We start from the raw sequence: 12,682 nt of genomic DNA, 5'->3' as shown, positions 1-12,682 counted from the left end.
AATTTAAATCTACAATTCAATCAATGCATTCTTTAAAATACTTATAGGATGCATTGATTTTTTTTGGGTACCATCATAAATCTGGTGCCTACAACTTGTTCCGTTTGCTGAAATTAAAACATCATCTTTAGCTTTTCTTATAGCAGGAAAAAGTGTCTGATTTCCTATTTGCATACTCACCTCATAATGCTCTTTTTCATAACCAAAACTCCCTGCCATCCCGCAACATCCAGAAGGGATTATGGTTACCGTGTAATTCTCTGGAAGATTTAAAATGTCGAATGTAGGTTTTACACTACTCAAAGCTTTTTGATGACAATGACCATGAATCTTAATCGTTTTTTTCTCTTTACGGAATTGATTAGAAGAAATCTTTCCTTTCTTAATTTCTTTAGCTAAAAACTCTTCTATTAAAAAAACATTTTTTGATAGTTTTATAGCCTCTTCAGGTTGATTCGCAAGTCGTAGATATTCATCCCGAAAGGAAAGAACAGCGCTGGGTTCTATCCCTAGTAAAGGAGTTTGTTTAGAGATTAATGGAGTAAAGATCTCGATATTTTTATTTGCTAACTTTTTAGCTTCCTTCAAAAAACCTTTAGATATTTGGGCGCGTCCGCTTTCTTTATGCGGAACTACTTTTATTTCATAACCTAAATGTGTTAACACTTTGATTGCATCTATTCCTACTTGGGTATCTAATTGATCTGTAAATTCATCTATAAATAAATAAACCGTCTGTATGTATTTCGCTTTCGCGGAAAGTAAACTAGGTTTTTCCTGTATGATTTTCCGTAAAGATTTTTTTGAAAGCTGTGGCAAACTTCGTTGCGAAGCTATATTAAAAGTTTGCTTAATAAGCTTTGAGGTCCAAGACGTAGAAAATAGAGCGTTGGTAAGTATAGTGCTTATTCTTCCTCGTTTATTCCAAGTATAATTTTTAGCAAAAAGTTGATCTCTAAAACTAGGTGAATTAAATTGATGGTATTGATACAAAAATTCTGCTTTATAACTAGCCATATCTACATTAGATGGACATTCGCTTTTACAACCTTTGCAACTAATGCATAAATTTAATACTTCTTTTGTATGCTTATCATCAAATTTCTTAATAGAATCAGTTTGAGTCATCAGCTCTCTCAATACATTAGCTCTACCACGAGTAGAGTCCATTTCACTTTTAGTAGCGCGGTAACTTGGGCACATAGTCCCTCCAGACTCTACACTCTTTCTACAATCTCCGCTACCATTACAATTCTCTACAGCACGTAAAAAGCCTTGTGAATCATCAAAGTTCATTAGAGTTTCCACCTTAGGCTCTTTACGGTTAGATTTATAACGTAAATCGGTTTCCATAGGAAGAGCGTCTACTATTTTTCCAGGATTAAAAATGTTTTTAGGATCAAATATTTGTTTGGTTTCTCTAAAAAGTTGATAATTTTTATCACCGACTAACATGTTTATAAAAGATGCTCTTACCCTACCATCCCCGTGTTCTCCACTAAAAGAACCTCTATATTTCTTCACTAAAATGGCAACTTCGTATGTAATTTCTTTAAAAAGCTTTACATCTTCTTCTTTCTTCAAGTTTAATATAGGTCTCAAATGTAATTCTCCAGCTCCCGCATGAGCGTAATACACCGCACGTTGATGAAAGTCTTTCATAAGCTGGGTAAACTCATTTATATAAGAAGACAGATCTTTTAAAGCAACAGCTGTATCTTCTATGCAAGCCACTGCTTTTTTATCTCCCTTAATATTTCCCAACAAACCCAATCCCGCTTTCCTTAACTCTAAAGTTAAATTAATTTCTTCCCCAAAAAGTATTTTATTAGCGTATGACTTAGATTTTGTGCTTAGATTATTTTCTAAAAGAGAGATTTTATGTTGTAAGGCTTTAGGTGTTTCTGCTTTAATTTCTAACATCAAAATCCCTAACGGATCACCCTCAATAAAAAACCTATTTTCTTTATACTTAAGACTGTCTTTAGTACAATCTAAAATAATCTTATCCATCATCTCGCAAGTGTACAAATCTTCTTGCATTACAGGTTCTACAGCAGCTAAACAGTCTTCTATAGAAGAAAAATGTGCTGCGATCATAGCCGAATGTTTAGGAGGCAACTCATCTAATTGAAGTTTAATTTTTGTAGTAAATGCTAACGTTCCTTCACTACCACATAATAATTTACAAAAATTAAAGGTTTGGGTAGATTTAGAAAAAATATCACAATCAATCAAAGCATCTAAAGCGTAACCTGTATTTCTTCGATGAATTTCTGGCAAGGGAAATTGTTCTCTTATTTCTTGCTGAACTTCTTGCGGAAGCAACATATCATAGAATTTTCGGTAAATATCACCTTCAAGATTATGTTGTTGAAGCTTTTGCTGAAATTCTTCCGCGTTAAGCGATTTGAAAGTTACAACACTTCCATCCGATAGAATTGCCTCTAATTCTAAAACTTTATCTCTTGTAACCCCGTACTGAATAGAAGTGGTACCGCTAGAATTATTCCCCACCATACCGCCTATCGTACATCGATTGGATGTAGAAGTGTTAGGACCAAAAAATAAATTAAAAGGCATTAAAAATCTATTCAAATCATCCCTGATAACTCCTGGTTCTACTACTATAATTTGTTCGTCTTCATTAAACTCTATTACAGAATTTAAATATTTAGAAATATCAACCACTAAACCATCTCCTACGCATTGTCCTGCTAATGATGTACCTGCGGCACGAGGAATTAACCCTACCCCTTCTTGATTTGCAAAATTTATGATTTGCTGAATATCTTTTCTAGATTTAGGAATAGCAACACCTAGTGGTAACTTTCTGTAGACAGAAGCATCTGTAGCATATAGTTCTTTAAATGTTTTATCAACATAAAACTCGCCTTCAATTCGGGATCCTAATAGTTCTAATAGAGGTAAATTCACTGGAGTTAACAGTTTTTAAGGAAGATTAACAAAAGATTATTTAAGCATAACCGAAAGGTATTAAAATTGAAAATATATTTGCCTTCAATCTGAAAATTAAATGAAAATGAAAAAAGTTTTTTTAACATTAGCGCTTAGTATGGGAGCTTTTTTAACGATGAATGCTCAAGAAATTTCTGAGAATGCTATTGGACTTCGCTTGGGTGGAGGTGATGGTTTTGGAGCAGAAGTTTCTTACCAAAGAGCAATTGGAAACGATAACAACCGTTTAGAATTGGACCTAGGTTGGAGAAACGACGATAACTTTGATGCTGTGAAACTAGCCGGACTTTACCAATGGGTTTGGAATATAGAAGGAGGTTTTAACTGGTATGCAGGTGCAGGAGCAGGTTTAGGAACCGTTGATGATAAAAGAGATTTTAGAGATGATTTTGATGATAATGATGGTGCATTTGTATTTATTGCTGGGAATATTGGTATAGAATATAACTTTGATATTCCGTTATTATTATCATTAGATTTTAGACCAGAATTTGGTTTTTCTGATTATGATGTTATTGATGATTTTGCTCCAGATATTGCAGTTGGAGTTCGTTATCAATTCTAAAAAATTGATTATCTAATCAGTAAATTTGGCATTGAGATTGGATGCAGCTCTATTGTAAATTTCTTCATATTGAGGAATTACAGTATCCGTATCGAATTTTAATGCCATTTTTTTGGCATTTAATTTAAATTGCTGCAAACGATGATCATCACTTAAAATATGAATGGCGTTTTTTGCCATTTCTTCTACATTTCCTACTTCACTTAAATATCCAGAAAATCCTTCTTTATTTACTTCAGGTAAACCTCCAGTATTAGAAGAGATTACAGGGACACCGTTCACCATAGCTTCTAAAGCAGCTAAACCAAAACTTTCTTTTTCTGAAGGCAATAAAAATAAATCTGAAAAACATAGAATCTTATCAATATCATTGCTTTCTCCTAAAAACATAATATTATCTGAGATCCCCAACTCATGGGCTAATTTTTTAGCTGGTTGTACTTCTGGTCCTTCGCCAACCATAATTAACTTAGAATTGATTGTTTGTTGTGTTTTGTAAAAAATTTTGACCACATCATCTACTCGCTTAACTTTTCTAAAGTTACTAATATGGGTGATTATTTTTTCATCGTCTTCCGCCATCAATTCTCGCTGACAATCTGTAAACTGATTTTTTTCTTTTTTTGCATCGATAAAATTAGGCACAACCTCTATAGGAGTTTTCACATCAAATAAGCGAAGAGTATCATCTTTTAAGCTTTGTGATACAGAAGTTACATAATCACTTTTATTAATACTAAAGGTTACTGCTGGTTTATAAAAAGGATGATTTCCTACCAGAGTAATATCGGTTCCATGAAGAGTAGTAACCATAGGAATATGAATTCCTTCCTCTTGAAGCATTTTTTTTGCCATATAACCTGCATAAGCATGAGGAATAGCATAATGCACATGAAGTAATTCTATTTTATGAAGCCTTACCATATCTACCAATTTACTTGATAGCGCAAGTTCATAAGGTTGATAATGAAATAAAGGATATTCTGGAACATTTACCTCGTGGTAATGAATGCTTTTAGATAATTGTTCTAACCGTACTGGTTGTTTATAGGTTATAAAGTGAATTTCGTGACCTCTTTTTGCTAACCCCATTCCTAATTCGGTAGCTACAACTCCACTTCCTCCAAAAGTAGGATAACATACAATACCTATCTTCATAATTTTTTGTTTAAAGGTAAAACTTTTGCTACTAAACAGGAACTTTAATACATAATCGATTCATAAATTAACCGCTGTATTTTAGTTCTTATATCTTCGCTAATTAGTTTTCTATTCGTAGCATCTGGAAATGTTCTATTAGATAAAAATACATACACAATTTCCTCTTCTGGGTCTGCCCAAGCATAAGTTCCTGTAAATCCACTATGTCCAAAACTCTTCATAGAAATACATCCACAAGTAGGTCCCGCTGTTCCTAACTGAGGTTTATCGAATCCAACTCCTCTTCTCACTTCATCTTCACAATAATAACAAGTGTTAAAAGCATGTATGGTTTCTTCATTAAAATAACGTTTTCCCCCGTAATACCCATTGTTCAAATACATTTGCATAATCTTTGCGACATCATTACTATTACTAAAAAGTCCGGCGTGACCTCCTACTCCACCTAACATAGCGGCTCCTTGATCATGAACATGACCTTGAACTTTTTGATCTCTCCAATAGTCATCAACTTCTGTAGGCGGAATTTGATCTGCTTCAAATCGTTCTAAAGGCAGGTAACCCATGTAATTTGCGCCTAAATTTTCATAGATCTTTTCTTGAGTAAGTTGATGTAGAGAACTTTTATAATGTTCTTCTAAATATTTCTTTAAAATATAATAAGGAAGATCACTATATTTATATTCTTTTCTTTTTCTAAGGTCACTATCGGTTATTTGTTTAAAAATAGAATCATTGATATCATTACGCATATAAAAATCATCTGCTACTTTAATACTAAAGACTTTGTCGGGTTGTGGTCTAAAGTATTTAATCGAAGCTTCTTTAGTTTCTTTATCTAGGGTTGCTACGTAAAACGGGATCCAAGCCTGTAAACGTGCATAATGACTTAACATTTCCTTTAAAGAGATATTAGCCTTATTGGTACCTTCTAATTCTGGCAGAATTTCTTTAAGTCTTGTATTTAAATCTACAGTTTCATTTTCTTTTAATTCCATAATTAATGGAAGGCTAGCTAATATTTTAGTTAATGAAGCAAGGTCATAAACTGTACTATCACTTACAGGGATTGTTTTTTCATAAGTATGGTAGCCAAAGTTTTTTTGATAAACTACTCTTCCCTTTCTAGCTACTAGAAGTTGAACTCCAGGTGCCATTTCTTGATCTACCACGCTTTGAGCTAATGAATCAATTTTGTATAGGTAAGCAGAACTCATTCCAACCGTTTCCGGTAAACCGTAAGATAATCGTTTTAAAGGTTTGGTAATATAGCGAGTTCCTTCAGGAAAATTATCACCGACACTTACCGGTAATTTTCCTTGAGCTCCTATCGCTCCAAAAAGGATTTGAGCTACTTTCTTTTGACCAATTTCACTATTTTGATAACCTAATATTATACCTTCTAGATTGGTAGTAGATTTTAAATCTAAAATTGAATAAGGTCTAGCGAATGAGGCTAAAACAGTCGTATTTAAGCGAGAAATCTCATATAACCAAACCAATTCTTTATCAGTAAACTGATAAGATTTCCAAGGATTTTCATTGGAAGTGTGATGTCCCACAATCACGTAATTATAAGGCTGTAACTTCTCTAATAAATCTCCTAAATGTTCGCTACTTACTCGGTCAACCTGTGTATATTTTTGAAGTTGATGGTAAAAACTATCTCCACTATCGTTTCCAAAAGGAACGTAAGCTATTTTTTTAGACTGAAGATCTTTAATGGGCAAAATGGCTTTGTCGTTTTTAATGACAGTAATTGCTTTTTCTATAACATCTTCATATAATACATCGTTGTGTAGAGTATTCAATTCTTCAACCAAATAATTTGTATTTACAGGTTGGTAATCATTTAAACCAACTTTATATTTTGCTTGTAAAATTTTCTTTACGGAATTTGCTAAACGCTCTTCTGTAAATATATTCTCTTGATAAGCAGTAACAATTTTTTCATGGGCCTTAGGAATATCTTCAGATATTAATAGAATATCATTACCGGCAAGGAAAGCTGCTAAATCAATTTCTCCTGGCTCATCAAAATCTGCTACTCCACGCATATTTAAAGCGTCGGTAAAGACTAAACCTTTATAATTGAGACTATCTTTTAATAAGCCTGTGATAATTTTTTTAGATAAAGAAGAAGGGAAATTTTCTCTAGGTTCTAAAGCAGGTACATTTAAATGTCCGACCATAATACTAGAAACCCCTTCTTGAATCATCCTATAATAAGGATATAATTCAAGACTATCTAAACGTTTTTTAGTAAAATTAAGTGTAGGTAAAGCTTTATGAGAATCGGTATCTGTGTCTCCGTGTCCTGGAAAATGTTTAGCACTGCTCAATACATTTTCTAAATGCATACCCTGCATAAATGCTAATGCCTTCTCTGTTACTCGATCTTTATTCTCCCCAAAAGAGCGATTGCCAATAATAGGGTTTGCTGGGTTGGTATTAATATCTACTACTGGAGCAAAATTTATATGAACACCTAAACGTTTACAATGTTTTGCTACTTGTTGCCCTACTTGTTTAATCAATTCATTATCTTCTACTGCGCCCAATGTCATATTCCAAGGAAAGGCGTAAGTAGAATCTAATCTCATGGATAATCCCCATTCGGCATCCATCCCTATAAGAAGTTTTACGCGAGATAATTCTTGAAATTTATTATTCATTTTGGCTTGTTGCTGGGGTCCTCCTTTAGAGAAGATTACTCCACCAATATGATAATCATGAATAAGTTGTTTTATTTTATCCGCAGCAGCGTCACCTTTACTGGAAAAAATATCGACCATAAATAATTGGCCTACTTTTTCTTCTAAGGTCATATTCTTATAAATACTATCTACCCATTTTTTTTGATCTGCTTTATTTTTAGCTATCAAAGGGTTTTGTGTTTGGGCAAAACTAACGGGTACTAAAAATAGTATAAGAAGGGTATTAAGAATAAATTTCATAAACTTCACGTAATTAAAAACAGGGTATAAAAGAAACGAGATTAGCAGTAAAAAGTTGTTCTATAAGAACCTATTATGCCAACTTTCTTCTAACGGAATTTCCCATTCGTGTAGGTACTCTTCTTTTGTATTCACTAAATTATTGAATACAATGGTTTTAGGAGAAACAGATCTGTTTTTAACTATTTTTTTGAAATCTATAAGAGGCTTATAGGCAATAAATTCTCCTTGCTTAAAAGATACATTCATCTTGTCTAATAAATCTACCTCATATTTCTTCTCTAATTCTTGTATAAAATGCACAGATGCATCTATAGAACAACCCGTAGCACCTTGTTGCGATTGATCTAAACCTATGATGATAAAACGCTTGTGCTTAATTTCGAATCCAGCATTAAGATTTGCTCCATGAGCTGTCCATTGCTTCAAAAATTGCGCAACTTCTTCGTTAAGTTGCATAACTTCTTCTTCTGTAAAAGGTCTATTTGATTGGTAAATCCAGATTCTGGATTCATTGGGTAATTCTTTAAAATCTACATACATATCAACGCTGCATCCTCTATATTAAACTTATAATTCATCTGCTTGGGCAATCATTTCAGCTACATCCATAACTTCAATTTCGCCTTCTTTATTTTTGCTTTTAACACCATCGGTCATCATGGTATTACAAAAAGGGCAACCTGCTGCAATCATATCTGGTTTAGTTTCCATGGCTTGCTCTGTACGCAATACATTTACATCTTTATTACCAGGTTCTGGTTCTTTAAACATTTGTCCTCCCCCTGCTCCGCAACAAAGTCCTTTCTTCTTGCAGTTTTTCATTTCGACTAACTCTACTTCTAATTTACGAAGTAAGTCTCTAGGAGCTTCATACTCATTATTAGCTCTCCCTAAGTAACAAGGATCGTGAAAAGTAATTCTTTTACCTTTAAATTTACCTCCCTCAACTTTCAATTTCCCTTCTTCTAAAAGAGATTTTAAGAACTGAGTATGATGCATTACTTTGTAATTACCACCAAGCTCTGGATATTCATTTTTAATCGTATTAAAACAATGCGGACATGCGGTTACAATTTTTTCTATTTCATAACCATTTAATACCTCAATATTTTGAGCTGCCTGCATTTGAAATAAAAACTCATTTCCTGCTCGTTTTGCAGGATCTCCAGTACAACCTTCTTCTGTTCCTAGTACCGCATAATCTACTCCAGCATTAGAGAGTATCTTCACAAAAGCTTTGGTGATTTTTTTGGCTCTATCATCAAAACTTCCAGCACAACCTACCCAAAATAAAACTTCAGGTTTTTTACCTTCTGCCATATATTCAGCCATTGTTGGTACTTTAATCGCTTCTGCCATAATCAATATATCTTTTTCTCTTTTTGAAAGAGTAATTTTTTAAATTTTATTTTTCTTCTGCCCAATTTAAACGATCCATCTGGTTGTAAGGCCAAGGTGCTCCATTGTTTTCAATATTACCCATAGCAATATTTAATTCATTAGGTGCTGCACTTTCTTCCATCACTAAATATCTTCTCATTTCTAAAATAATAGATAAAGGATCTATTCCTATAGGACAAGCTTCTACACAAGCATTACAGGTAGTACAAGCCCAAAGCTCTTCTTTGGTGATATAATCGTTTAATAGTTGTTTGCCATCTTCTTTAAATTCTCCTTTATTGGTATCGATGTTTACTCCCACTTCTTCTAAGCGATCGCGCGTATCCATCATAATTTTTCGAGGAGATAGTTTTTTTCCGGTTTGGTTTGCGGGACACTCTGAAGTACAACGCCCACATTCTGTACAGGTATATGAGTTAAGTAGTTGTACCCAATTTAAATCTTGTACATCGCTTGCTCCAAATTTCTCTGGTTCTTCTGCTTCCGCGGAAGCGTCTGGTGCTGCAAAAGGATCTGCATTAGGATCCATCATTAATTCTACTTCTTTCTTTACAGCTTCTAAATTATCAAATTCACCTTGAGGTTTTAATTTAGCATAATAAGTATTTGGAAAAGCTAAAAGTATATGTAAATGTTTTGAATAATATAAGTAATTCAAGAAGAATAAAATTCCTAATATATGTAACCACCAAGCTGTTCTTTCTACAATAATTAAAGTGGAAATACTTAAACCATCAATAAGTGGCACTAAAAACTGACTTATAGGAAAAGATCCTACTATTCCAGCTTCACTTGCATAATGATCGGCTCCTAAGGTTTGTAATTGAAAATCGGCGGCATTCATTAAGAGAAAGAAAACCATTAAAATCATTTCAAAATACAAAATATTATTAGCATCATTTTTAGGCCAGCCCGTCATTTCATTTGCCCAAAAACGTTTAATTCTAACTACATTTCTACGAATCCAAAAAATAACAACTCCTAAAAAGACAAGAAATGCTAAAACTTCAAATGAACCAATGAGAACGTCATATGTAGTTCCTAAAAAAGAAAAGATTCTGTGAGTTCCAAAAATACCATCAATGATAATTTCTAAAACTTCTATGTTAATGATCACAAAACCTACGTAGACAACAATATGTAAAAACCCTGCAATAGGTCTTTTTACCATCTTTGATTGACCCAATGCTACTCTTGCCATATTAGCAAAGCGTTCTTTGGGTTTGTCGTTTCTGTCTATCTCTTTTCCTAAGCGTATGTTTCTTACTAATTTCTTTACATTTCTAGCAAAGAAGCCAAAGCCAAAAACTAAAGCGATAACAAATAAAATTTGTCCTAATAATGCCATATTGTTTTGTAATTATTTGAGCGAATCTTTTGGTTTTTTATATTTATCTCCGTTTTTTCCGAATACAGAGAAGTGAACATAACGTTTTGGATTAAGCTTAATGTCTTGCAGCAATTGTTCTAATTGCTTTGTAGCTCTATCCATATTATTGTAAACTTTATCATCTTTTAAAAGTTTACCAGCTGTTCCTTTCCCGTTGTTTAAGTCGTCTGAGATTTTCTTAAAATCTGCGATCACGCCTTCAAAATCTCCTACCATCTTATTAAGATCAATTTGAGCTATTGAATCTGAAAATTTATTAAAATTCCCAGACATTTCATCTAAGTTGGTAAAAGTTCTATTTAACTTTTCTTCGTTATTACCAAGAATATTATTTGCTTTGTTTGCTACACCATTAAATGAAGCAACGGTTTGGTTAAGATTTGCAAATGTCTGCTTAAGATCTTCTCTAGTTTTTTCGTTTAAAATATCATTAATGGCATATAATAAAGAATCTGCACTAACGATAGCACTTTCTACTTTTTGCTGAAGCGGAGTTAATCGATCGTTAACCAACTCTAATAATCCTTCTTCAATATCGCCAACTAAGGTATCTCCAGAATTTGCCAATTCACCTTCGTAATGAGGGATTATCGCCATGCTCTTTCCTCCTATTAGGCTACCACCATAAATTCTCGCAACACTTTTTTTAGTGAATTCGAAATCATCTTCTATGTTCATGGTCACTAAAACTCTTCCTTTTTTATTAAGAAAAGAAATATCGGTAATAGAACCTACTTTAAGTCCGTTAATGGTTACCGTAGATGATTTTGCTAGACCTTCTACTTCATTATAAGTAGCGTAAAAAGTTCTATTGTCTTGGAGTAAATTATTTCCTTTTAAAAAGCTATAACCAAAAATTAATAAGGCAATAGCTACAATAGCTAACAAAGCTGTTTTTACTTCTTTAGTAATCTTCAAATGAATGTGTTTTTATAGGTTAGCAAATTTAATGATTAAATATAGAAAAGTCACTTTATTTCTTCGGACTTTTTAACGCCTCATTAACGCTAATTTTTTTTCCATCTTTAAATGCCACCAAGTAACTACTCTTATAACCCGCTGCTTTTGCTTGAGCAAGAAAATCTTTTCCTTTATTATGACTAGAAGTATTTCCGTAGTAATATTTATATAACTTAGCTTCTTTTTGTCTTTCTATACCTTTAAGGCCTTTAAAATTATAGGGTGCGGTTTCTAAAGCTGTAGAACCTGCTGCTATTTGAACCTTAAATATAATTCCTTGATAGTTGTCATTATATCCATCTTTAACCTTTAATGTTTCATCTACAATTTTAGTATCATTAGATAAAATAAGGTTAATACTGTTTTTATAATTTATAATTCCTTCCTCTATTGATTTAGAAATTTTATTTTTACCCTTAACTGAATTTAAATAAGCTCCTTCAGCTTTATTTGTAAGAAAACCTATCTCAGTCAGTACACTGGGCATATAAGTTTCTCTCAATACAAGCAATCCAGCCTGTTTCACTCCTCTATCTCTACGTTTTAGAGAATTTGTATATTTTTTTTGGATAAAATCTGCTAACAAAATACTCTGATCTAAATATTCTTCTTGCATTAAAGTCATTCCTATATATGAACCTCTATCATTTGGATCAAAACCATCATAAGTTACCTCATAATTTTCCTCGAGATAAATTACAGAGTTTTCTTTCATTGCTACTTCTAAGTTTGCTTTGTTGTTATGTAATCCTAAAACAAAAGTTTCTGTTCCATGGGCACTGGTACTATGAGCAGCGTTACAATGTACAGATACAAACAAATCCGCTTTAGCATCATTTGCGATTTCTGCTCGCTTATGTAAAGGAATAAACACATCGGTTTTACGTGTATATATTACTTTAATATCCGTATTTTTTTCTAAAAGCTTGCCAACCTGTAAAACGATGTCTAGTGCAATATGTTTTTCATAAAATCCATTCCCACGATTACCAGGATCTTTTCCGCCGTGGCCAGCATCCAAAACTACAGTAAATGGTTTAGTGGGCTTTTCTCCTTTGGAATAACTATTGATAGATAAAAAGAAACAAAAAAATATAATTAAAACTATATTGTTTTTCATAATGAATGAGTTAGTCTTTTAAAATTAACACTTGGTTTTTTATTTTTATAAAATCTATATAGACCTTTAAAAAATATATGTAATTTTGGAGTTTCAAAAAGCAAGCCAAAATCACACAAAAATAGTACTCTAAGCATTGCAAACAA

The 12,682-nt window shown here is 32.8% G+C and carries 9 protein-coding genes; 1 reads left to right on the top strand and 8 read right to left on the bottom strand.

Translation table 11 applies throughout. The features are described 5' to 3' along the window. Positions 1–9: 9 nt before the first annotated feature. On the bottom strand, positions 10–2,937 hold the full coding sequence (locus tag LX95_RS04215; protein ID WP_111540189.1) for an FAD-binding and (Fe-S)-binding domain-containing protein: 2,928 nt from the start codon (positions 2,935–2,937) through the stop codon (positions 10–12). A 106-nt stretch (positions 2,938–3,043) separates the two neighbouring features. Here LX95_RS04215 and LX95_RS04210 point away from each other — a divergent pair, with 106 nt between their 5' ends. Further along, on the top strand, positions 3,044–3,544 hold the full coding sequence (locus LX95_RS04210; protein ID WP_111540392.1) for a hypothetical protein: 501 nt from the start codon (positions 3,044–3,046) through the stop codon (positions 3,542–3,544). A gap of 12 nt (positions 3,545–3,556) precedes the next feature. Here the strand turns inward: LX95_RS04210 and bshA are convergent, their stop codons facing one another. Genes bshA through LX95_RS04175 form a run of 7 tightly spaced genes read right to left on the bottom strand, consistent with a single transcriptional unit; the run spans position 3,557 to position 12,536 of the window. Beyond that, a complete protein-coding gene (gene bshA / locus LX95_RS04205) occupies positions 3,557–4,702 on the bottom strand; it encodes an N-acetyl-alpha-D-glucosaminyl L-malate synthase BshA (protein WP_111540188.1) in 1,146 nt (381 codons plus the stop codon). A gap of 44 nt (positions 4,703–4,746) precedes the next feature. Further along, entirely contained in the window at positions 4,747–7,662 is a 2,916-nt protein-coding gene (locus tag LX95_RS04200) for a glycoside hydrolase family 3 N-terminal domain-containing protein (protein WP_111540187.1), read from the bottom strand. A gap of 60 nt (positions 7,663–7,722) precedes the next feature. Continuing rightward, positions 7,723–8,205, bottom strand: coding sequence for an ABC transporter ATPase (locus LX95_RS04195; protein ID WP_111540186.1), 483 nt, complete (start codon positions 8,203–8,205; stop codon positions 7,723–7,725). Positions 8,206–8,232: 27 nt separating this feature from the next. Further along, positions 8,233–9,024 carry a (Fe-S)-binding protein gene (locus LX95_RS04190; RefSeq protein ID WP_111540185.1) on the bottom strand — a complete coding sequence of 264 codons (792 nt, stop codon included), beginning with the start codon at positions 9,022–9,024 and terminating at the stop codon, positions 8,233–8,235. A 46-nt stretch (positions 9,025–9,070) separates the two neighbouring features. Further along, positions 9,071–10,414 (bottom strand): (Fe-S)-binding protein, encoded by a 1,344-nt coding sequence (locus tag LX95_RS04185; RefSeq protein WP_111540184.1) that lies wholly within the window; start codon positions 10,412–10,414, stop codon positions 9,071–9,073. Between the two features lie 12 nt (positions 10,415–10,426). Beyond that, entirely contained in the window at positions 10,427–11,374 is a 948-nt protein-coding gene (locus tag LX95_RS04180) for an MlaD family protein (RefSeq protein WP_111540183.1), read from the bottom strand. 55 nt (positions 11,375–11,429) lie between these two features. After that, entirely contained in the window at positions 11,430–12,536 is a 1,107-nt protein-coding gene (locus tag LX95_RS04175) for an N-acetylmuramoyl-L-alanine amidase family protein (RefSeq protein ID WP_111540182.1), read from the bottom strand. Positions 12,537–12,682: the final 146 nt, after the last annotated feature.

The sequence above is a fragment of the Mesonia algae genome, assembly GCF_003253545.1.
GTDB classification, from domain to species: domain Bacteria; phylum Bacteroidota; class Bacteroidia; order Flavobacteriales; family Flavobacteriaceae; genus Mesonia; species Mesonia algae.
This window is presented reverse-complemented; position numbering and strand designations above follow the sequence as displayed.